Source organism: Actinomycetospora corticicola, assembly GCF_013409505.1.
In the GTDB taxonomy this organism is placed as follows: Bacteria; Actinomycetota; Actinomycetes; order Mycobacteriales; family Pseudonocardiaceae; genus Actinomycetospora; species Actinomycetospora corticicola.
This window is the reverse complement of the sequence record NZ_JACCBN010000001.1, coordinates 4,514,722-4,536,202: the sequence shown is the minus strand read 5'-3', so window position 1 is coordinate 4,536,202 and position 21,481 is coordinate 4,514,722. Positions and strand designations below refer to the sequence as shown.

Genomic DNA, 21,481 nt, shown 5'->3' with positions numbered 1-21,481 from the left:
CCTCCCCCTGATCCGGTCCCGGGCGCGCGCGTCCACAGGCTTGTCCACAACTGTGCACGACGAGGCGCCGTCGGCCGCGCGGACCCCCAGTGTCGGGGTCCGCACCGAATCACATCGCTCGCTGCGGTCCGTTCCTGCGTCCGGTCCCGTCCGCTGCGCCCACCGGCTCGGGCCCCAGGGCCGATCGCTCGGCGGTGCCCGGTGCCGCTCGGGGTGCCGGACGCTAACAAGGGGCCGTGCCGAGCCACAACCTCCGGGTGGCACCGACGTCGACCGCGGACACCTGCGGCCCGCTTCCGGGACCACTGTGGCCCATCCCGCCCACGCGCCCTCCGGCCGGGGCGGGTCCGAGGGGCGGCCGGGTGCTGGGCTACTCTGTGCGGGACCGGATCCGGGTCCGTCGTGCCCAGGGACGAAACCCTGGCCGCTCGACGTGCCGCGGAGCACCCGCGCTCCCCCACGACCGGGGTGAGCCGACGCAGGAGTTCTCAGTCGTGGCCAAGGGCAAGCGCACGTTCCAGCCGAACAACCGTCGTCGGTCGAAGACCCACGGCTTCCGGCTGCGCATGTCGACGCGCGCCGGCCGTGCGGTGCTGGCGAACCGCCGCCGCAAGGGCCGCGCCGAGCTCTCCGCCTGATCCTCTCCGAGCCGGTCGAGGTCCGTGCGTGCTGCCCCCGGCTCACCGCGTCCGCCGGCCCGACGACTTCCGGCTCGTCCTGCGTCGCGGACGCAAGGCGGGCCGTCGTCGGCTCTCGGTCCATGCGCTGACCCCCGACGGTCCGGCCGGCCCCTCGCGGGCAGGCTTCGTCGTGGGTCGGGCCGTGGGGAACTCCGTCGAGCGGCATCGCATCTCGCGGCGTCTGCGCCACCTCGTGGCGGACCGCCTCGGGGACCTGCCTGCGGGGACCGCCCTGGTGGTCCGGGCGCACCCGCCGGCGGCGGGCTCGTCGTCGGCGGAGCTCGCCGACGACCTCGACGCGGCGCTCCGTCGCCTGGACCTGCGACCACGCCTCGTCGTGGTCGCCCCGTCCTAGCCCCTCCGGCCTCCCGCGTCCCGACGACGGGTGGTGCTGCGGGGCGATCCGTCCCGGATGGTCGCCCCCGGCCGTCGCCGCGGGCACCATGGAGCGCGACCGCGCCGTGGAGGCCGAGGGGAGAACGCGACGTGACCGAGCCCGGGACCCGACCGGAGGCCGCAGAACCGTCGCGCCCCGGTCCGGCGGCGCGGGTGCTCATCGCCGTGCTCCGCTTCTACCAGCGGTGGATCTCCCCCCTGTTCCTGCCGCACTGTCGTTTCCACCCGACCTGCAGCGCCTACGGCGTCGAGGCCCTGCGCGTGCACGGTGTGGTGCGCGGGACCGGACTCACCGTCTGGCGCCTGCTCAAGTGCGCACCCTGGCACCCTGGTGGCCTGGACCCCGTGCCCCCGCCCCGTCGTCGTCCGGGGTCCACCGACTCCGGACGCACCGCCCCCCGGGGAGCCGGAGCCCCCCTCAGCGAGGAGCAAGCGTCGTGCTGAATGTCATCTACTACCCGGTGTCGGCCATCCTGTGGTTCTGGCACAAGGTGTTCGGCTTCCTGTTCGGCGCCGACAACGGGTTCGCCTGGGCGCTCTCGGTCATCTTCCTGGTCTTCACGCTGCGCGCGCTGCTGTTCAAGCCGTTCGTCAGCCAGGTCCGCTCGATGCGGAAGATGCAGGAGTTCCAGCCGCAGATCAAGAAGCTGCAGGAGAAGTACAAGAACGACCGCCAGAAGCTCGCGGAGGAGATGCAGAAGCTCCAGAAGGAGCACGGCGTCAACCCGCTGGGCGGCTGTCTCCCGGTCCTGGTGCAGGTGCCGGTCTTCATCGGTCTCTTCCACGTGCTGCGCGGCTTCCGGCTGGACTACGCCTACAACTACGTCTTCAGCTACGCCGACATCGTCTCGTTCGACAACGCGACGATCTTCGGGGCGAAGCTGTCCGACGCGATCAGCGGCAACCTGCAGGCCGTCGGCTCCTTCTCGCTGAACTTCTCGAACTTCAACCCGCACGTCATCCCGGTCGCCCTGCCGCTGATGATCGTCGCCAGCGTCGCGACCCACTTCACCGCGCGGGTCTCCGCGGCCCACCAGTCGCCGGCCGCCGCCGCGAATCCGCAGGCCGCGATCATGCAGAAGCTGACGATGTGGCTGTTCCCGCTCGGCGTGCTCGTGTTCGGTGTCTTCTTCCCGATCGCGATCCTCCTGTACTGGCTCTCCAACAACTCGTGGACGCTGGCGCAGCAGTACTTCGTTTACAGCCGGATCGCCAAGGAGGAGCAGGAGCAGCGCGAGCAGGCCGCGGCCCAGCGCGACCTCCTGGCGCCCAAGCCGGGTCAGAAGCCGACCCGCGTGGCCGCCAACGGCCACACCGCGCCGGTGGACGAGGAGCCGGCCGACGCCCCGGCCGAGGCCCTCGAGGAGAGCCTGCCCGCGAAGCCGCGACCCGGTGCCCGGCCGGTCACCGGCAAGAGCAGTGGCCGCGCCGCGCCGGGCAAGGTGAACTCCCCCGCCGGCAAGAACGGTGGGGCCCCCAAGAACCGCGGGTCCGCCCAGGTCGCGTCGTCGCGGCCGGGTAAGAAGTCCAAGAAGCGCCGCTGAGGCCGGACGCGCCCGACGCGTCCATCGACCACCACCCGGCGGCCGTCCCTCGCCCCAAGAGGATCGGCACCCCGGGACCGGAGGGGGCCGCACCGCGCGGCCCCGGCGAGAGGAGACACATCGTGTCCGAGACCCTGGAGTCGGACGGCCGGGCCGACGAGAACGAGGCGCCGGCCGCGGCGGAGGGCGGCGCGTCCGCGCAGGACGTCCTGGTGCGCGAGGGCGACATCGCGGGCGACTACCTCGAGCGCCTGCTCGACATCCTCGACTTCGACGGGGACATCGACCTCGACGTCGAGGCCGGGCGGGCGATCGTGAGCATCGACGGGGGCAAGGACCTCGAGAAGCTCGTCGGCCAGCGGGGCGACGTGCTCGAGGCGTTGCAGGAGCTGACCCGGCTGGCGGTCCAGCAGTCCACCGGGACGCGGAACCGGCTGATGCTCGACATCGCCGGCTGGCGGTCGCACCGGCGCTCCGAGCTCACCGACCTCGGACGTCGGGCGGCGGAGGAGGTGCGCGACTCGGGCGAGAGCCAGAAGATGCGGCCGATGACGCCGTTCGAGCGCAAGATCGTCCACGACGCGGTGGCGGGCGTCGAGGGCGTCCACAGCGAGAGCGAGGGCGAGGAGCCGCGCCGTCGCGTGGTCGTCCTGCCCGGCCGGTCGTGATCCCCGGACCCGGTGCCGTTTCACGTGGAACGGGGACGCGGTCGTGACCGTCGGCGAGCAGGACCGGCTCGAGGGCCCGTCCTCGCCGACGCCGGAGGCGGTCGAGCTCTTCGGTGACGCCCTCCCCCGCGCGCAACGGTTCGCCGAACTGCTGGCGGGGCCGGGGACCGAGCAGGGCGTGATCGGGCCGCGGGAGCTCCCGCGCCTGTGGAACCGGCACCTGGTGAACTCCGCCTGGGTCGGCACGGTGATCCCTCAGGACGCGTCGGTGGTCGACGTGGGCTCCGGTGCCGGCCTGCCAGGAATCCCGTTGGCGCTCGCCCGTCCGGACCTCCGCATCACGCTGCTCGAGCCGATGGCGCGCCGGGTGGCGTGGCTGGAGGAGGTCGTCGCGACGCTCGGCCTCGACGTCACGGTCGTCCGGGGTCGCGCGGAGGAACGGGAGACCCGACGGGCCGTCGGGGAGTCGGACGTGGCCACGGCCCGCGCGGTGGCGCCGCTCGGTCGACTGGCGGCGTGGTCGCTCCCCCTCGTCCGGCCGGGTGGGACACTGGCCGCGCTCAAGGGAGCCAGCGCCCCGGACGAGGTGCGCCGGGACGCGGTCGAGCTCCGCGCGGCGGGTGGTGGTGACGTCGAGGTCGTCACCACCGGCGCGGGAGACGCACTGACGCACATCGTGGTGGTACATCGGACGGAGCGGCGTACGGCGGCCGGTTCGGGTCCCGGTGGCGGGCGCCGCGGTCGGGGCAGGAAGGATCGATCCTCGTGACCGAAGGACAGGGCGTTCCACGTGAAACGCGCTCCCGGCCCGACCGTGGCAGCGCCGAGAAGGTCCGGGAGGCCGTGAGCGAGGCGGTCTCCACGGTGGGGGCCGGCGTGCTCGGGGCCGGCGAGGTCATCTACGGCGACGGCGGGGGCATGACCCCGATCGCCGAGGAGGCCGCCCGGGCCGCGCGGGTCCTGCACCCCGAGGACCACCGCATGCCGCGGCCGAGTCGCCGGCGCGTGATCACGGTCGCCAACCAGAAGGGCGGCGTCGGCAAGACGACGAGCACGGTGAACCTCGCCGCGGCCCTGGCGTTGCACGGTGCCCGCGTCCTGGTCGTCGACCTCGACCCGCAGGGCAACGCCAGCACGGCGCTGGGCGTCGACCACCGCAGCGGCACCCCGTCGATCTACGAGGTGCTCATCGGCGAGCTCACGCTCGACCAGGCCGCCCAGGTGTGCGACCGGTCCTCCGACCTGCTCTGCGTGCCCGCCACGATCGACCTGGCCGGCGCCGAGATCGAGCTCGTGTCGATGATGAACCGCGAGTCCCGGCTCAAGCAGGCGCTCTCCGACGAGGCGCTCGACCGGCTCGACGTGGACTACGTGCTGGTCGACTGCCCGCCGTCGCTCGGCCTGCTCACACTGAACGCGATGGTGGCGGCCCCCGAGGTCCTCATCCCGATCCAGTGCGAGTACTACGCCCTGGAGGGACTCAGCCAGCTCCTGAGCAACATCGGGCTGGTGCAGTCGCACCTCAACCCGCGGCTGCACGTGTCGACGATCTTGCTGACGATGTACGACGGGCGCACGAAGCTCGCGGACCAGGTGACCCACGAGGTGCGCAACCACTTCGGCGACCTGGTCCTGCGCACCGTGATCCCCCGCAGCGTCAAGGTCAGCGAGGCGCCCGGCTTCGGGCAGACGGTGCTCACCTACGACCCGGGTTCCCGGGGCGCGATGAGCTACCTCGACGCGGCCCGCGAGTTCGCCATGCGCGCGGCGGTCGCCGAGGCCCGGGCCGGCGCGAAGGCGGGTGAGTGGGCGTGACCGAACGACGCGGCGGACTGGGGCGTGGCCTCGCCGCCCTCATCCCGACCGGGCCGCCCGAGAGCGGCACGGACACCCGGCCCGGCGTGGGGAGCCGCGCCGCCGACGTGGTCATCGGGCAGCGTGCCCGCCCCGCGGGGAGCACCACGGCGACGGCACCGGAGCACACGACCCCGACCGGGGACGACGGGAACGTCGCGGGCGCGGTCTACCGCGAGGTCCGGGTCGACGGCATCCGGGCCAACCCGCGCCAGCCCCGCTCCGTCTTCGACGAGGAGGCGCTCGCCGAGCTCGAGCACTCCGTGCGCGAGTTCGGTCTGCTGCAGCCGATCGTCGTCCGCGAGCTGGACGCCCCGGCGACCGACGAGACCGGCGGCTCCGCGGTTCCTGTCACCCACGAGCTGGTCATGGGCGAGCGGCGGTGGCGTGCCGCCCAGCGGGCCGGCCTCACGCACATCCCGGCGATCGTGCGGCGGACGTCGGACGACGACCTGCTGCGCGACGCCCTGCTCGAGAACATCCACCGGGTCCAGCTCAACCCGCTCGAGGAGGCGGCGGCCTACCAGCAGCTGCTGACCGAGTTCGCCGTGACGCACGAGCAGCTGGCCGACCGCATCGGGCGCAGTCGCCCCGCGATCACCAACACGATCCGACTGCTGCGGCTCCCGGTGGCGGTGCAGCGGCGGGTCGCGGCGGGCGTGCTCTCCGCCGGCCACGCGCGGGCCCTGCTCGGCATGGACGACCCGACCGCCCAGGAGGAGCTCGCGACGCGGATCATCGCGGAGGGGCTCTCCGTCCGGGCGGCGGAGGAGGCGGTCACGTTGGCGCGCGGGGAGAAGGAGCCCGCCGCGAAGCGCCGCTCCCCCGCGCGCAAGCTGCACGCGCCCGGGCTCCAGGACCTCGCCGAGCGACTGTCCGACGCGTACGACACGCGGGTCAAGGTCGAACTGGGCCAGCGGAAGGGTCGGATCGTCGTCGAGTTCGGCTCGGTGGACGATCTGGAGCGCATCGCGGCGCTGATGAACCAGAAGGGCTTCCCGGCCTCCTCACCCGAGGAGTGACCGGCGGGGCCCGTAGCGGCGATCTCAGGGCGCCCTGAGATCGCCGCTCCGCCCGACGCCTAGTCGGAGCGGTCGGACGCGCGTCGCACGGCGCGCTCCACGAGGAGCCCGAAGACCTCACCGAGGTCGAGTCCCGCGGCGCCGATCGCCGTCGGCAGGAGCGAGGTCTCGGTCAGCCCGGGTGACACGTTGACCTCCAGCACCTGCACCCGGCCGTCGCGGTCGACGATCGCGTCGGTGCGCGAGAGGTCCCGCAACCCGAGGGCGCGGTGGGCGGCGACGGCGGTCTCGGCGACCCGCGCGGCGACCGCCTCGTCGAGCCGGGCCGGGCAGTGGAAGCGGGTCAGGCCGGCGGTGTACCGGGCCGTGTAGTCGTACACCCCGCTCTCCGGGTCCACCTCGACGGCGGGGAGCGCGACCGGCCCGTCGCCGGTGTCGACCACCGACACCGCGAGCTCCACCCCGTCGACGAAGCGCTCCACGAGCACGGTCTCGGAGTAGGCCAGGGCCCCGACCATCGCCGACGGCAGCTGCGTCGCGTCCCGCACCACCTGGGCGCCGAGCGCGGAGCCGCCCTGGTCCGGCTTGAGCATGAGCGGCAGCCCGAGCCGGGCCACGAGGGCATCCAGGACGGCGCCGGCACCGAGCTCGCGGAACGTCGCGTGCGGCAGCGCCACCCACTCCGGGGTGTCGAGCCCTGCCCGCGTCAGCTCGGCCTTCGCGCTCGGCTTGTCGTGCGCGCGGCGGCAGGCCCGGCCGTCGGTTCCGACGAAGGGCACCCCGAGCAGCTCGAGGACGCTCTGCACGGCCCCGTTCTCGCCCTCCCCGCCGTGCAGGGCGACGACGACGGCGTCGGGCCGGGTGTCGCGGAGCCGGCCCAGGAGGGCGGCGTCGGTGTCCCACTCGTCCACCGTGGCCCCGGCGTCGCGCAGCTCGGCCGCGATCCGGCGGCCGGACCGCAGCGACACGTCACGCTCGTGGGAGAGGCCGCCGGCGAGGACGGCGACGGTGCGGTCGATCACGACCCCGGACCCTAGTCCGGGGTCGCGATCCGTCGTCGGGAAGGGAGTCAGGCGGTGTCGACCGAGGGCGCCTGCGGCCCCGGCGTTCCCGACGACGGGCGGGCGCCGGTCGCGCCCGACCCGGACAGACCGAAGGTGCGGAGCACCTCGAGCTCCCCGTCGAGCACGCCCGCGAGGCGTCGCACGCCCTCGACGATCCGCTCGGGCGGCGGGTAGCAGAACGAGAGCCGCATGTGGCGTGCCCCGGACCCGTCGGCGTGGAAGCCGGTGCCGGACGCGTAGGCGACGCGGGCCGAGATGGCCCGCGGGAGCATCGCCCGGGTGTCCACCCCCTCGGGCACCGTCGCCCACACGAAGAACCCGCCCCGCGGCCGCGTCCAGGAACAGCCCTCCGGCAGGTGCGTCTCGAGCGCCCCCAGCATCGCCTCGCACCGCTCGCGGTACATCTCGCGGAACGACTTCACGAGGCTCCGCCAGTCGTGCGTCGCGAGGTAGCGCGAGACGACGAGCTGGGTGAAGGCGGGCGGGCACAGCGTGGCCGACTCGGCGGCGAGGACGAGCTTGTCGCGGATGCCGTGGGGAGCGAGCGCCCACCCGACCCGCAGGCCGGAGGCGAAGATCTTCGAGAACGACCCGAGGTAGACGACGTTCTCCGGGTCGAGCGACCGGAGCGACTCGTAGGTCTGCCCGTCGAAGCCCAGCAGGCCGTAGGGGTTGTCCTCCACGATGAGCACGCCGTACCGGCGGCACAGTTCGACGACCTGCGCGCGCCGTCCGGGGGCGAGCGAGACGCCGACCGGGTTGTGGAAGTTCGGGACGGTGTAGAGGAACTTCGCGCGCCGCCCCTCGCGGGCGAGGCGCTCCAGGGCCTCCTCCAGCGCGGCCGGCACGAGCCCGTCGTCGTCCATCGCGACGTGGCGGACCTCGGCCTGGTAGGCGGCGAACGAGCCGAGCGCGCCCACGTAGGAGGGCGACTCGGCGAGGACGACGTCACCGGGATCGACGAACAGGCGCGTCAGCATGTCGAGCGCGGACTGCGAGCCGACCGTGACGACCACGTCGTCCGGCGCGAACCCGCCGGTCGCGGCGAGCGAGCCGGCCTCGAAGGCCATCACCTCACCGATCTGCTCGCGCAGGACCGGGACGCCCTGCGCGGAGCCGTACTGCAGCGCGCCCTGGCCCTCGGTCGCGACCAGGTCACCGACCTCGACGGCGAGCGAGTCCAGCGGCAGCGCCGCCAGGTTCGGCATCCCGCCGGCCAGCGAGACCACCTCGGGGCGGCTGGCCACGGCGAACAGCGCCCGGATCTCCGAGGCCGTCATCCCCGTGGTGCGGGCGGCGTAGCGGTCGAGGTGGGGGTCGCCGGTGGTGCCTGCCGCCGCGCCCGCCGCCGCCGCGCCGGCCCCGTGGAGGGCGTCGGGTCGGGGGGCGGGGGACGACGGCGTCATCAGCGACTCTCCGTGATCATCTTCACGACGGGGGATCAGCGCGACTGTACGCGCCGGGGCGCACCGGATTCAGCGAGCGTCGTCACCCGGGCGTCGACCATCCGTCGCTCCGGCCGCCCCGGTGCCCGCTTCCCCCGTCCGGTCGCCCGTATTGTCGTGAGCGGCGCGGGAGAGTACGTATGCCAAGGCCGGGTGGGTGACGCAGTGCTGCGCCGCCCGGGCCGGACCGTGCGGAGTCGGGTGAACGGAGTGTCGGTGTCGCGAGAGTGCGTGGGGATCACCCTCGACAACATCGAGGAGCTGCCCAAGGGCTGCCGTCGATGCGTCTACTGGGAGCTCCCGCCGCACCTGGGCAGCCAGGCCGAGGAGTTCGGCACCCTGGAGCTCGAGAAGGAGGCCTGGGTCTCCGGCGTCCTGCTCGAGTGGGGCTCCTGCGGCCGGATCGCCCACGTCGACGGCGTCCCCGCCGGCTACGCCCTCTACGCCCCGCCGGCCGCCGTGCCCCGCGCCGCGGCGTTCCCCACGGCCCCGGTGGGCCCGGACGCCGTCCTGCTCTGCGGCCTGCACGTGGTGCCCGACTTCGCCGAGGTGGGCATCGGACGTCTGCTGGTGCAGGACGTCGTGCGGGACCTCTCCCGCCGCGGGGTGAAGGCCGTGGAGGCCTTCGGTGACGCGTCCGCCCGACCGCGCGGCGAGGCCCACGGCCGCACCGCGGAGGACGGCCCCACCTGCGTGCTGCCCGCCGCGTTCCTGCGCGCCGTCGGCTTCAAGACCGTCGCGCCGCACCACCGCTGGCCGCGCCTGCGCCTCGAGCTGCGCACCGGGTTCTCCTGGAAGGAGGACGTCGAGGCGGCGATCGCCCAGCTCCTCGGCTCGGTGACCGTGACGACGGCGCCCGCCGCCCCGGTGGGCGCACCGGCGCCGCGGTAGGCCGTCCGGCGGCACCCCTGAACGCACGAACGGCACTTCCGCAGCTTCTATGTGAGCGGAAGTGCCGTTCGTTCGAGCGGGCGAAGCGCACTAGGCGCCGATCGGGCTGCCTTCCTCGCGCTGGAGGATGTCCGAGAACGTGAACGTGCCGGTGGGCTTGTCGTTCTGCCCCAGCAGGTAGAGCCGCTTGACCGCGACCAGGATCCCCTCGGCGACGACGTCGCGGAACGCCGGGTCGAGCAGCGCCGCGCGGTCGGCGGCGTTGGTGAGGTACCCGATCTCGACCCGGACGGCGGGCATGCGGGTCAGCCGCAGCAGCTCCCACGGCCGCGGGTGGACCCCGCAGTCGGTCATCCGGGTGCGGGCGAGCAGCTCGCGGTGGATGTAGCCCGCGAGGGCCTCACCGACCGTGGAGGTGGCACCGGTGCCGGTGCCGAAGTGGAAGGCGGCGAGCCCGTTCGCGGCGGTGCTCGGGTTCGCGTCGACGTGCAGCGAGAGCACGACGTCCGCGCCGGCGGAGTTCGCGAAGGCCGCGCGCTCGGCGTCGCTCGGGCAGTCCTGCGGGCCGTGGGAGAGCAGCGCCTCCATGCCGGCCGCGGACATCCGGCCCTCGAGCCGCCGGGCGATGTCGGACACCAGTCCGGCCTCGGTGACCTCTCCGACGACCCCGCCGGGGTGGGCGCCGCCGTGACCCGGATCGATCACGATGCGCTTGCCGGAGAGGCGCGGACCGGCGCGGTGCAGGCGCTCCTGCTCCCGCAGCAGGCCCGGGCGGCCCCCGGTGACCTTGCGGCCCAGGTAGCCGAGGTGACGCAGCGTGCGGGGTCCGCAGATGCCGTCGGGCGCCATCCCGTAGTCGCGCTGGAAGCTACGCAGCGCCTGCTCGGTCTGCCGGCCGAACGCCCCGTCGGCGCGCCCGGAGTCGTATCCCAGCTCCAGCAGGCGCTCCTGGAGGGCGAACACGTCGTCCCCGGTCATCATGTTGCCCATCTGCAGGCAGAGCATGCGGTCGCCCAGCGACCAACGGGCGTCGCGCAGGGCGCGGTACGTGGCCGGCCCGACGACACCGTCGGTGATCAGGGCGCGGTTCTGCTGGAAGGCCCGCACGGCGTCCTCGAGCGCGGAGTCGAACAGCGCGGCGTCGAAGACGGAGTGCGCGGCATCGGCGGGCTCGAGCAGGCCCAGGCCCTCGAGCGCTGCGCGGACCTCGGCGACCGCCGGACCGGTGTCGCCGCGGCTGAGCAGCTGCATTCGGTTGCTCCCGTCCTGTCCGGTCACTGCGACGGTGATCGCCGACCCTCGCTCCAGGCGGCAACGGTGTCGCACCGCCGACGAGTCACGCCGGTTCACCCGAGCCTCATTGTGCCCTGTCGCCCCGCGCACACCCGGCAGCGGGCCCGCGCCGGAGGGTCACGGTTCGGGTTCGACCACCCCGCACACACGACGACGCCGGGCCCGGACGAGGTCCGGGCCCGGCGTCGGGGAGGTGTACGGCAATCAGGCCAGCACGTCGGAGAGGTCGTTGAGCAGCGCGGCCTTCGGCTTCGCGCCCACGATCTGCTTCACCGGCTTGCCGCCCTGGAACACGATCATGGTCGGGATCGACATGACCTGGTAGTCACGCGCGGTCGCCTGGTTCTGGTCGATGTCCAGCTTGGCGACGGTGATCTTGTCCCCGTGCTCCTGGGCGATCTCCTCGAGCACCGGGGCGACCATCTTGCACGGGCCGCACCAGGTCGCCCAGAAGTCGACGACGACCGGCTTGTCGCTGTTCAGCACCTCGTCGGAGAACGTGGCGTCGGTGACGTTGATCGGGCTGCCCATGGGGGCTCCTCTCGGACGGAACGGATCGGGACGGTCAGGACGCCGGGACGGCGTCGAGCTCGGGGGTGAGCTCGGTGCCGGCGCCGGGCTTCGGCGAGGTGTCCGGGACGGACGTCGCCGGGTTCTCGGCCAGCCAGCGCTCGGCGTCGATCGAGGCCGTGCAGCCGCTACCGGCCGCGGTGATGGCCTGCTGGTAGGTCTTGTCGGTGAGGTCGCCGCAGGCGAACACCCCCGACAGGTTGGTGTAGGTGCTGGGGTGCGCGACCTGCACGTACCCCTCGTCGTCGAGGTCGATCTGACCCGCGACCAGCTGCGAGCGCGGGTCGTGGCCGATCGCCACGAACATGCCGCTCGCCTCCAGGGTGTCCTCCTCGCCGGTGACGACGTCGCGCACCCGGACCCCCGTCACGGAGTTCTCGCCGAGCACCTCGGTGACCACGGCGTTCGTCCGGAAGCGGATCTTCTCGTTGGCGCGGGCCCGCTCCAGCATGATCCCGGAGGCCCGGAACTCCTCGCGGCGGTGCACGATCGTCACCGAACGGGCGAACCGGGTGAGGAAGGTCGCCTCCTCCATCGCGGAGTCACCGCCGCCGACCACCACGATGTCGTGGTCGCGGAAGAAGAACCCGTCACAGGTCGCACAGGCGCTGACGCCGTGGCCCAGGAGGCGCTCCTCACCGGGCACGTCGACGTAGCGGGGCGCGGAGCCCATCGCGAGGATGACGGCGCGGGCGGAGTGCCGCTCCTTGCCGACGCTCACCGTCTTGACCTCGCCGGACAGGTCGAGCCCGTCGACGTCCGCGGGCCGCAGGTCCGCGCCGAAGCGCTCGGCCTGCCGCCGCATCTGGTCCATCAGCTCCGGGCCCATGATGCCCTCGACGAAGCCGGGATAGTTCTCGACCTCGGTGGTGGTCATCAGGGCTCCGCCGAACTGGCTGCCCTCGAAGACCACGACGTCGAGCTGGGCGCGGGCCGCATACGTCGCCGCGGTGTACCCGGCCGGTCCCGAACCCACGATGATGACGTCGTGGATGGTCTGCTCACTCACGTCCGCTGAAACGTCGCCCACGGCCCCAGGATTCCCCACGCCGTGTCGCCCACCCCACTCACCCGCCCACCGTCACGTCCCCGAGGGTGTCCGGGGACCCCGGCGCGCAGTCCGGGCCCACGACGAGGAGCCGGAACCGGGCCGCCCGTCCGGTGCCGAGCACGTAGAGCGTGCCGGGCCGTCCGTCCAGCACGACGGCCCGGCTGCCGAGGGGGACGGTGCCCGCAGGGAGCCCGTGCGCGACCAGACAGCCCGCCCGGGCGGCGGGGTCGGCCGTCCCGTCGCGGGCGCCGACAGCGGAGCGCAGGGCCTGCGGCAGGTCCGCGGAGGCGAGGACGACGGGCGACCCGGGGCCGGGCGCGGGGGCGGCCGTCGGCGCCGGGGCGGGGGACGGGGCGGTGCCGCCCCCGCCGAGCACCACGACGGCGAGCACCGCCGCCGCGGCGGCCACCCCGACGGTGCCCGCCGCCAGCCACCGGCGCCCCGGGCGGCGTCGTCCCGGGGTGTCGGCAGGACGGGGCTCGACCGCCGGTGCCGGCCCGGCGTCCCGCTCCGCCGCGACCGCCGCCAGCAGGGCCCCGGTGAGGCCGGCGGGGGCCGTCGGGCGGGGGGTGGCCGCGAGGTCGGCCCGGGTGCGGTCGAGGGCGGCGAAGAGGTGCTCCTCGCCGGGGCGGGGGGACCCGCCGGCGCCGTGCCGACCGACGGCGTCCTCGATGTCCCCGGCCTCCGGGACGTCCCCGCCGCGGGCGCGGGCGCCGGGCGTCGGGTCGGTCATCGGTCTCCTCCTGACGGGCTGCGCGTCCGGCCTCCCGGGGCTTGGACGTCGCCGGGGGTCGGATCGTTCCCGGCGATCCTCGCCGTCGGTCGCCCGTCGGACCAGTGCGCGGCGGTGTCGTGCTCCGGGCGCAGGTGGCCGAGCAGCTGCGCGAGGCGGTAGCGGCCCCGCGCGGCGCGGCTCTTCACCGTGCCCTCCTTGATCTCCAGCACCGCGGCCGCCTCGGCCACCGTCATGCCCTCCATGTCCAGGAGCACGACGGCGGCCCGCTGCGGCAGCGGCAGTCGTCCGAGGGCCTCCTCGACGGCGAGCACCCGCTCCCGGTCGAGGATCGGGTCGCGGTGCAGCGGCAGGTCGAGCGCGTCGGTGAGGGGCTCGGCGGGGCGGCTGCGCCGGCGTCGCAGCCGGTCGAGGCTCGCGTGGTGGACGATGCGGTGCAGCCAGGTGGTGACGGTGGCCTCGCCGCGCCAGCGGGACGCGTTGCGGTACGCGGAGATGAAGGCCTCCTGCACCACGTCCGACGCGTCGTGCGAGTCGCGCAGGATGCGGGTGGCGAACGCCCACAGCCGCTCGGAGTACCGCCGGACCAGCTCCTCGAAGGCCGTCGGGTCCCCCGCGACGTGCGCGGCGAGCAGCGCCTCGTCGGAGCGGGGGTCGTCCACCCCGCGGACGCTAGGCGGCCGCTGCGTGGGGCAGGGGCGGTTTGACCGAACCCGTGGGAACGGGCCGACCCGCGGGAGCTCAGCTCCCGCCGATCACCGTCACCTCGGCGATCTCGCTGGCGTACTGGCCGTCGGACTGGCCCAGCGCCGTGATCCAGACCAGCAGGTTCGAGGTGGGCGCCCCGGCCTGCAGCGGGATCGTGAGGGTGTCCCCGGAGACGGTGCCGGTGCCGAGCAGCTGGGTCTGCGCCAGCGGCAGGTTCGGCGCGGCCGCGGACCGGATCTCGATGGTGGTGCCGGGGCTCGGGGACCGCACGATCACCTGCGTGGGCCGACTCGGGGCCCGGAAGGTCGTCATCAGTCCGATGCCGGGCTTGAGGGCCGGGAACTGCTGCCGGTAGTCCGAGGTCGACCACGTCGTCGACGGGTCGTTGTCGGCCGCACGACCGACCCGGTCGGGGTTGTCGGGGTTTCCCGAGGGGTCGTAGACGGCGATGCTCGCGAGCTGCACGGGCGTGCCCGGTGCGGCCGGGACCGCCGGCACGGCCGGGTTCTGCGCCGCGGTGGGGGCGGGCGCGGGAGCGGCGGAGGTCGGGATGACCAGCGGAGGTCCCGACGACGGGCCCCCGCCGAGCAGCGAGACGGCCTGGAAGGCCACGAAGGCGACGATCGCCAGCACCGCCACCACGAGCAGGGTGACCCCGATCCGCAGCTTGCGGCGGGTGTCGGGGTCCCGGCGCTCGCCCTCGGAGTCGTCGGGGTGCCACACCGCCCCGTCGTCGTCCGCGAGCTGGACGCCGTCCTCGGTGAGCGGCAGCAGCACACCGTCGTCCTCGGCGCCCTCGCGCAGCTGCCGGACGAGCCCGTGGACCGCCGCGGCGGTACGGATCCCGCCGGTGGCGTCGAGCGTGCGGTCGACCAGCGCGGCGAGCCCCACGGGGAGGGCGGGGCGCAGGTCCCGGACCGGGGCGATCCCGCCGGCGGACGTGCGCGGGGCGGCCGTCAGCCCGGCCGGGGTCGAGCCGTCGGTGGAGGGCCAGCGTCCGGTCAGCAGCAGGTAGAGGATCGCGCCGAGTCCGCGGACGTCGTCGTCGACCTCCGCGTCGCCGCGCGGCATGGGGAACGCCAGGCGGGCGCTCGCCCGCGCGGTGACCCGCACCCGCTGCGGGTGGTCGAGACCGAGGACCAGCCCGGCCCGGTGGGCGTCCGCGACCGCCTGCGCCAGCGGCTCGACGACCCGCAGGGCGGCGCTCGGCGAGAGCGGACCCCCCGCGACGAGCTCCGCGAGGTCGCGGCCGGGCGTCCATTCCGCCACGGCGGCGCCCAGCACCCCGGTGGGCAGACGGCTCGAGCCGGGCTGGATGACGTCGAGGACGCGGGCGGCGTGGCGGTGCGCGAAGTGCGCGGACCGGGTCGCGCGGGAGAGCGCGGAGGACGCGCGGGCGTCGGCCTGCCAGCCGCCGACCAGCAGCGTCATCGCCACGTCCCGCTCGAGCGTGGTGTCCCGCGCCTTCCACAGGGCGGCGTCGGCGGCGCGGTCGCGGCCGACCTCGGCCACGAGCCGGTAGCGGTCGGCGATCACGGTGCCGGGGACGAGGGCGCCGCGGGGACCGACCGGGATCGGTCCCGACGACGGCGGGCGCGGACCCGGCGGCGGGGTGGGTCGTCGGCCGCCCCGGGACGACCCGGTGCGGCTCGCGGTCCGGCCCCCGGTGCCGCCGCGCCGGGCGGCGTCGGGCAGGAAGGTGGTGGGTCCGTCGATCCCGGGTGCGGGCTTCGACCCGGTCGACCCGGCGGGCGTGGACGGCGAGGCCACCGGCGGGACCGCCGTCGTCGGGGAGTCCTCGTCGGCGTCGCCGTCCGCGTCCCGACCGGGCTCGTGGTCGGGCGTGGTCGCGCGCGTCCCGTTCGTGCCGTTGGTCCCGGTCGCGGCGTCGGTCTCGACGGCGGCGGCGTCCTCGGCCGGATCGGCGACGGCCCCGGATCCCGTCCGCGCGGGGGACGGGCTCGGCACGCGCCGTGCGCTCACCGCCTCGTCCACCCCGTCACCTCCGGGTTCGCCCCACCCGCGCGACTCCCACCCCGGGGAGCACGTCACCGGCGAGAGTACGGGACGGCGGGTCCCCCGTCGTGGACGCAGGCCCGGGCGCGAGACCTGTCACGACGGAGCAACCCGTCCGTGGACGGTGCCGCTCAGCGGCCGACGAGCCGCCGCAGCCGGGACACCACCGGGTCGAGCTCCGGCACGCGGAGCAGCCGCATGGCGACGACGACCACGAGCAGGGACACCACCCCGCCGACGGTCACCGTGAGCCAGGCGTGGGCGACGGTCCCGCCGCCCGGCAGCACCCGCTCCAGGAGCGTCACGAGCATGACCGCGACGAGCACGGCCATCACCGAGGCCAGCCCCGTCAGCATCATGGTGCGCAGCACGCGGCGGGTGTCGAGCCGACCCAACCGGATGCGCAGCCAGACGTCGCCGACGACGAGCCCCACCACGAACCCGAAGGCGTTGACCGCCGCGAGCCCGAGGACCACCTGGTCGGGGGCCAGCAGGACGGGGCAGAGGTACGCGAGCGGCACCTTCACCGCCGTCATCATGACCATGATCAGCGTCGGGGTGCGGGCGTCGGCCATCGCGTAGAACACGCGCAGCTGGAGCATGGTCACGGCCATCGGCAGCAGCCCGAACGCCGAGCAGGCGAGCGCGGTGCCCAGGGTGCCCGCGGACGCGGCCCCCGACTTGCCGAGCGAGAACATCGCGACGCCGAGCGGGGTGCCGAAGACGGTGAGGATGGCGCTGATCGGGAGCAGCGTGACCGTGGAGAGGCGGGAGCCGAGCGAGAGGTCGGCCACCACCTGGTCGATCCGGCCGTTCGCGGCGGCCGCGCTCATCCGGGGCATCAGGGCGGTCAGCAGCGAGACCCCGAGCACGCCGTAGGGCACCTGGATGAGCAGCCAGGCGTACGAGTAGATCGCAGGACCGCCGGCGTCCGCGGCGAACGCGACGCGGGTGATCACGGTGAGGCCGATCTGGCTGACCACCACGTAACCGACGACCCAGGCGGCGAGACCCCCGAAGGCCGACAGCCGCTGGTCCCACCCGAAGCGCCACCGCCAGTGGAAGCCGGTGCGGCGCATGGCCGGCAGCATCACGGCGGCCTGCAGGACGATGCCGAGCGTGCTGCCGACGCCCACGACGAGCAGCTGCGTGGTGCTGATGCCGTCCCCGGGCGGGCTCGGGAGCACCCAGTAGATCGCGAGGGCGATCAGGCAGACGACGTTGTTGAGCACGGGCGCCCAGGCCGCGGGTCCGAACACCGCCCGGGCGTTGAGGATCGCCCCGAACAGCGCGCCCATCCCGTAGAAGAAGATCTGGGGCAACAGGAGGTAGGCGAAGCGGGCCGCGAGTTCGACGTCCTGCGGGTCGGAGATGTAGGGCCGGACCAGCAACGGGGCCGCGATCGTCGCCGCGGTGGTCGCGACGAACAGGGCCACCGCCGCCCCGGAGAGCAGCTTCTGGGCGAAGGCGTCCCCGTCGTCGCCGTCCTCCTTCGCCGCACGGACGAGCACCGGGATGACGACGCTCGTGAGCACGCCGCCGAGCAGCAGCTCGAAGATGATGTTCGGCAGCGTGTTCGCGATGTTGAACGAGCTGCCGACCAGGCCGAGCCCGAGCGTCGCGGCCAGCGCGAGGGTGCGCAGGAAGCCGGTCAGGCGGCTCACGAGGGTGGCGATCGCCATGCCGCCGGAGGCCTTGACCAACGACGAGTCGTCCCGGTCGTCGCTCGGGGACCGCGGCGCCGGGACCGCGGGCGCGTCCTGCTCGAGGGGCGGCCGGGGCAGGAGGACGGTCTCGTCGGGCGAGTCGCCCACCGTCCAGGAGGCCAGCGGCGCCGCACGGACGGTCGCGGCGTCCACGCCGGGCAGCGCGCCGAGTCGTGTCGTCGCCTCCTCGACCCGGGCGGGCGGGCGGCCGGTGCGCGGCGGGGCGTCGGCCGGGAGCGCCCGGGCGGGCACCGTGACCGCGTCGCGGGCCGAGATCGGCCGCGTGGCCCCCGGGTCGACGGGCCGCGGGGGGCCTGCGGCGGCGGGGCCGGACGGGAGCGGGCCGGGCGACGGTGTCGGCCCGGGCAGGGGGGCGGCACCGAGTGGTGGCACGGCGGCCCGCGGGGGTGCGGGCGGCGTCCGGGACGCGGCGGGACCGGGCCGACCTGACGGTGCGGCGGGAGGCGGCACCGGCGGCGGACCCGCGGGACGCCCCGGAGGCGGGGCGGGCGGGCCAGCGGGCCGACCGGGCGGCGGCGGGGACGGGTGCCCGGCGTCGGGGCCGACCGGCGCGAGCGGAGGCGGACCCCCGGACGGGATTCCGCCCGGCGCCCCGGCCGGTCCGGGAGTGGCGGTGGGCCGGGTGTGGGCCTCGGGGTCGTCGCCGGGCGTACGGGGCGGCCCGGCCGGACCGGGGCGGCCGGGCTGACCGGAGTGGGCGGCCTGGCCGGGCGGAACGGGCTGACCGGCGTGGCCAGGAGGAACGGGCTGACCGGGGTGGGCGGCCGGGCCGGGCGGCACGGGCGGCACGGGCGGTCCCGGGGGACGGCGGGCCGGGGGCGGGTCGTCGACCGGCGCGGGCGGCGGTGGCACGACGACGTGCCCGTCGGCGTCGTGCGTCGCGGGGGTGTCGGTCCCGCGCCCGGAGCGGCCGGTCATCGGGCCTGCAGCGTGCGGTCGTCCGTCGTCGACGGGTCGGGGTCCGTCGGCGTCCCGGGGCGTCGCCTGCGTCGGGACCTGCGCTCGCGTCGGGCCGCCCGGACCCGCAGCGCCACCCGCAGGCTCGCCAGGATCACCAGCACGACGGCTGCGGACGCGGTCAACCACACCGTGATCGTGCCGTAGGCGGTGGATCGCAGCAGGAGACGAGCCGTGGGGCCGAGGGTCTCGCCGCCGGGCGTGCGGGCGGTCGCGTCGATGGTGAACTGGCCGGCGCGTTCCACGTCGAGCGCGACCTGGAACTGGTAGCTGCCGAAGGCGGGCACCTGGCGCACGGCGACCGGGGACGCCCGGACCCCCGGGGTCGGTTCGAGGACCACGGTGACGTCGACCGCGACCGGCAACTGGTTCTCGACGGTGAGCAGCAGCGGGGCGTCACTGGAGCCGAGCGAGTAGGTGCCGGCGGGCTGGATGACCCGCACCAGGCCGCGCAGCGTGCGCATCTGGGCGGCGACGTCCGTGGCGGCCGCCTGCTGCAGGGCGGGGTCGCCCCGCCCGGCGGCGGAGAGGCTGCGGAGCAGGGCGCCGGTGAGGGTCGAGACGTACTCGGCCGGGGTCGGCGAGCCGGCCCGGTCCTGGCGGCTCGCCGCGAGGAGGTCGCGCTGGTCGTCGCGCACGCCGCGGATCTCGTCGAGGACGGCGGACGACTGGTCCGACACGGCGGCGCGGTCGCCGGGCCCGAGGGCGACCGCGGGGGTGGCCGGGTCCGCCGCGGCGCGTGCGACGAGGGTGCCGGCGTCGACGGGGGTGACCAGCCCGCGGCCGGTCAGGTCGGTGAGCCCCGCCAGCAGCGCGGCGGCGGCGTCCCCGTCGACGTCCCAGTCGGCGGGCGGGGCGAGCAGGACCGGCGCCGCGGCGGGGGTCGGGGCGAGGGCCCGCAGCGCGACGACGGCCAGGGCGTCCTGGGTGGCGAGGGCACCGTCCGCGGCGGTCGACCCCCCGGTGGGCGCGGCCGTGTCCGGGCCCCGGTCGAGCGCGCGGGCGGCCGTCGGGTCGGTCGCGACCGCCAGCGGGCTGCTCCCGCCCACGGCCCCGGGGAAGCGGCCCACCCCACCCGCCGGGACACCGCCGGTCAGCGTGGAGCCGTCCACCACGAGGGCGCGGGCGCCGCCTCCCGCGAGGTCGGCGAGGCTGCGCTCGTCGAGCAGCCCGCCCGCGGGCACCGTGGTGTCGGGCACCGGCGTGACCCCGAGCAGGTCGGCGGTGCGCTGGGCGCCGAGCGTGCGCGCGGCCGTGGTCAGGTCGCTCATGTTGCCGCGGCTGGTGGCGAGCAGGTCGGCGTCCGCGTAGGGCAGCGCGACCACGCAGCGCCCGGCCGCCGCGGCGCGGACGGACGCGAGCCACTGCCCGGCGACGGCGGCACCGGCCCCCGGTCGGGGCCCGGTCGGGCTCGTCACCTGGTAGCCCCCGCTCATGTCGCGGGCGGTCTCCAGGAGGTCGGCGTCGACGGCGAGACACGTCGCGGCCGCCGCGGGGCTGCCGAGCGGCGCAGCACGGGTGAGGGCCGTGACCAGCCCGCCGAGACGTCCGGTCGGGGCGAAGGACGCGGCGAGCGAGTCGTCGGCGAGCAGGGTGGGGGCACCGGGTGGGACCGGGAGCCGGCGCGGCCGGTCGGTGAGCGGGTAGAGCAGCGACACCGCGGTGGGCGTCCGGGGCGCGGCCGCGGGCCGGCCCGGGAGGCCGGTGACCGGCAGCAGGAAGCGCTTCGCGGCGACCCGCTCCGGCGGTCCGTCGCCGGGGGTGCCGTTCACCTCGACGACCACGGGGAAGACGCCGGGCGCGGTCAGGGCGAGCGCGGTGAGCGGGACGCGCAACGTCACCGGCAGGGAGTCGCCGGGGTCGAGCTGGGCGGCCACCGGCGTGAGGGGCGGTGCGACGGCGGCGGGATCGGGCGAGATCGCTCCGACGAGCGCCTGGTCGACCTCGCCGTCGTCGGCCACCGCAGCGCCCCGCTGCGCCCGGATCCCGAGGTCGCGGACCGGGACGGCCCCCTGGTTGGTCAACCGGCCGGTGACGGTCAGCTCGGTGGTCCCCGGCCCGACGACGCGGGGGGCGAGGTCGAGCGCCAGCGCCACCGGTCCCGACGACGGGCCCTGCGCCGGGGCGGCGCGGGCCGCCGGGGCCCACGCACCCGCCGTCAGGACGAGGCAGAGGACCGCGACCGCGAGGGGCAGGAGGGTCCGCCGGGCCCCTCCTGCGATCACGCGGACTCCTCCAGGATCTCCGCCGCCAGCCGCACGAGTCGGCGTTCGTCGGCGTAGGCGAGCCGCGAGCCGAGCTCGGTGAGCGGCACCCAGGCCACCTCCGTGACCTCGACGTCCTCGTCGGAGAGCTCCCCGCCGCGCGCCGCGAGCAGGAAGTGCTGCACCGTCTTGTGCACCCGACGGTCCTCGGCGACGAACCAGTAGTCGATGCTGCCGAGCGGGGCCTGCACGGTCGCGATGATGCCGGTCTCCTCCTCGACCTCACGCACCGCCGCCTGCTCGGCCGTCTCGCCCTCCTCGATGTGGCCCTTCGGCAGCGACCACAGCAGCCGGCCGCGCCGGTCGAGCCGGCCGATGAGCGCGGCGCACCCCCGCTCGGCGTCGACGACCAGGCCGCCCGCGGAGAACTCGTCGACCGTCCGCATCCGCCGCCGCGGACCGCGCCGACGGCGGTCGGCGGGTCGACGTGGCGACGGGGGCATTCAGTGATGGTACGACCGACGGGCGCCCGGCGGGGTGGGGACGAGGCCCGACGCGGAGCCCTCACACGGTGGTGGTGGCCGTCCGCGCGCGGTGCCCGCGATAGGCTGACCCGCCGTGCCCGCCGCAACCCACCGTGCCCGTCCGGACCTCGGAC

The 21,481-nt window shown here is 75.4% G+C and carries 20 protein-coding genes; 9 read left to right on the top strand and 11 right to left on the bottom strand.

What is annotated here, in order from left to right:
* Positions 1-494 precede the first annotated feature (494 nt).
* The 8 genes from rpmH (at position 495) to BJ983_RS22040 (ending at position 6,164) form a co-directional block, all read left to right on the top strand.
* Positions 495-638 (top strand): 50S ribosomal protein L34, encoded by a 144-nt coding sequence (rpmH, locus tag BJ983_RS22075; protein ID WP_018330358.1) that lies wholly within the window; start codon positions 495-497, stop codon positions 636-638.
* A gap of 28 nt (positions 639-666) precedes the next feature.
* The gene (gene rnpA, locus BJ983_RS22070; protein WP_179795781.1) at positions 667-1,035 is read left to right on the top strand and encodes a ribonuclease P protein component; all 369 of its coding nucleotides are present in this window, start codon (positions 667-669) and stop codon (positions 1,033-1,035) included.
* A gap of 131 nt (positions 1,036-1,166) precedes the next feature.
* Positions 1,167-1,520, top strand: a complete 354-nt coding sequence (yidD, locus tag BJ983_RS22065; protein ID WP_179795780.1) for a membrane protein insertion efficiency factor YidD — start codon at positions 1,167-1,169, stop codon at positions 1,518-1,520.
* The gene (yidC, locus tag BJ983_RS22060) at positions 1,514-2,620 is read left to right on the top strand and encodes a membrane protein insertase YidC (protein ID WP_179795779.1); all 1,107 of its coding nucleotides are present in this window, start codon (positions 1,514-1,516) and stop codon (positions 2,618-2,620) included. The genes yidD and yidC overlap by 7 nt, the downstream gene beginning before the upstream one ends.
* A 122-nt stretch (positions 2,621-2,742) precedes the next feature.
* Positions 2,743-3,288, top strand: coding sequence for a R3H domain-containing nucleic acid-binding protein (locus BJ983_RS22055; protein WP_179795778.1), 546 nt, complete (start codon positions 2,743-2,745; stop codon positions 3,286-3,288).
* 43 nt (positions 3,289-3,331) lie between these two features.
* Positions 3,332-4,057 (top strand): 16S rRNA (guanine(527)-N(7))-methyltransferase RsmG, encoded by a 726-nt coding sequence (gene rsmG / locus BJ983_RS22050; protein ID WP_179795777.1) that lies wholly within the window; start codon positions 3,332-3,334, stop codon positions 4,055-4,057.
* A 149-nt stretch (positions 4,058-4,206) separates the two neighbouring features.
* Positions 4,207-5,103 carry a ParA family protein gene (locus BJ983_RS22045; RefSeq protein ID WP_179798108.1) on the top strand — a complete coding sequence of 299 codons (897 nt, stop codon included), beginning with the start codon at positions 4,207-4,209 and terminating at the stop codon, positions 5,101-5,103.
* Entirely contained in the window at positions 5,100-6,164 is a 1,065-nt protein-coding gene (locus BJ983_RS22040; protein ID WP_179795776.1) for a ParB/RepB/Spo0J family partition protein, read from the top strand. The genes BJ983_RS22045 and BJ983_RS22040 overlap by 4 nt, the downstream gene beginning before the upstream one ends.
* A gap of 59 nt (positions 6,165-6,223) precedes the next feature.
* Here BJ983_RS22040 and BJ983_RS22035 read toward each other — a convergent pair whose 3' ends face one another.
* Both BJ983_RS22035 and BJ983_RS22030 read right to left on the bottom strand, forming a co-directional pair.
* Positions 6,224-7,186, bottom strand: coding sequence for a D-alanine--D-alanine ligase (locus tag BJ983_RS22035; RefSeq protein WP_179795775.1), 963 nt, complete (start codon positions 7,184-7,186; stop codon positions 6,224-6,226).
* Between the two features lie 47 nt (positions 7,187-7,233).
* Positions 7,234-8,634: an aminotransferase-like domain-containing protein gene (locus tag BJ983_RS22030; RefSeq protein WP_179795774.1), complete on the bottom strand. Its 1,401-nt coding sequence runs from the start codon at positions 8,632-8,634 to the stop codon at positions 7,234-7,236.
* A 255-nt stretch (positions 8,635-8,889) separates the two neighbouring features.
* Here BJ983_RS22030 and BJ983_RS22025 point away from each other — a divergent pair, with 255 nt between their 5' ends.
* Positions 8,890-9,564, top strand: a complete 675-nt coding sequence (locus BJ983_RS22025) for a GNAT family N-acetyltransferase (RefSeq protein ID WP_179798107.1) — start codon at positions 8,890-8,892, stop codon at positions 9,562-9,564.
* A 90-nt stretch (positions 9,565-9,654) separates the two neighbouring features.
* Here the strand turns inward: BJ983_RS22025 and BJ983_RS22020 are convergent, their stop codons facing one another.
* The 9 genes from BJ983_RS22020 to BJ983_RS21980 all read right to left on the bottom strand — a co-directional run bounded on the left by BJ983_RS22020 (position 9,655) and on the right by BJ983_RS21980 (position 21,326).
* Complete coding sequence (locus BJ983_RS22020) at positions 9,655-10,815, bottom strand: N-acetylmuramoyl-L-alanine amidase (RefSeq protein ID WP_179795773.1); 1,161 nt, start codon at positions 10,813-10,815, stop codon at positions 9,655-9,657.
* A 246-nt stretch (positions 10,816-11,061) separates the two neighbouring features.
* The gene (gene trxA, locus BJ983_RS22015; protein ID WP_179795772.1) at positions 11,062-11,388 is read right to left on the bottom strand and encodes a thioredoxin; all 327 of its coding nucleotides are present in this window, start codon (positions 11,386-11,388) and stop codon (positions 11,062-11,064) included.
* A gap of 34 nt (positions 11,389-11,422) precedes the next feature.
* The gene (gene trxB, locus BJ983_RS22010; protein WP_179795771.1) at positions 11,423-12,436 is read right to left on the bottom strand and encodes a thioredoxin-disulfide reductase; all 1,014 of its coding nucleotides are present in this window, start codon (positions 12,434-12,436) and stop codon (positions 11,423-11,425) included.
* Positions 12,437-12,494: 58 nt separating this feature from the next.
* Entirely contained in the window at positions 12,495-13,211 is a 717-nt protein-coding gene (locus BJ983_RS22005; RefSeq protein ID WP_179795770.1) for a hypothetical protein, read from the bottom strand.
* Positions 13,208-13,873 (bottom strand): RNA polymerase sigma factor SigM, encoded by a 666-nt coding sequence (gene sigM, locus BJ983_RS22000; protein WP_179795769.1) that lies wholly within the window; start codon positions 13,871-13,873, stop codon positions 13,208-13,210. Before sigM ends, BJ983_RS22005 begins: the two co-directional genes overlap by 4 nt.
* Before the next feature lie 79 nt (positions 13,874-13,952).
* Positions 13,953-15,902: a protein kinase family protein gene (locus tag BJ983_RS21995; protein WP_179795768.1), complete on the bottom strand. Its 1,950-nt coding sequence runs from the start codon at positions 15,900-15,902 to the stop codon at positions 13,953-13,955.
* A gap of 164 nt (positions 15,903-16,066) precedes the next feature.
* Positions 16,067-18,580 (bottom strand): murein biosynthesis integral membrane protein MurJ, encoded by a 2,514-nt coding sequence (gene murJ, locus BJ983_RS21990; protein ID WP_179795767.1) that lies wholly within the window; start codon positions 18,578-18,580, stop codon positions 16,067-16,069.
* A complete protein-coding gene (locus BJ983_RS21985) occupies positions 18,577-20,844 on the bottom strand; it encodes a hypothetical protein (RefSeq protein ID WP_179795766.1) in 2,268 nt (755 codons plus the stop codon). The genes murJ and BJ983_RS21985 overlap by 4 nt, the downstream gene beginning before the upstream one ends.
* On the bottom strand, positions 20,841-21,326 hold the full coding sequence (locus tag BJ983_RS21980; protein ID WP_179795765.1) for an NUDIX hydrolase: 486 nt from the start codon (positions 21,324-21,326) through the stop codon (positions 20,841-20,843). Before BJ983_RS21980 ends, BJ983_RS21985 begins: the two co-directional genes overlap by 4 nt.
* Positions 21,327-21,481 lie beyond the last annotated feature (155 nt).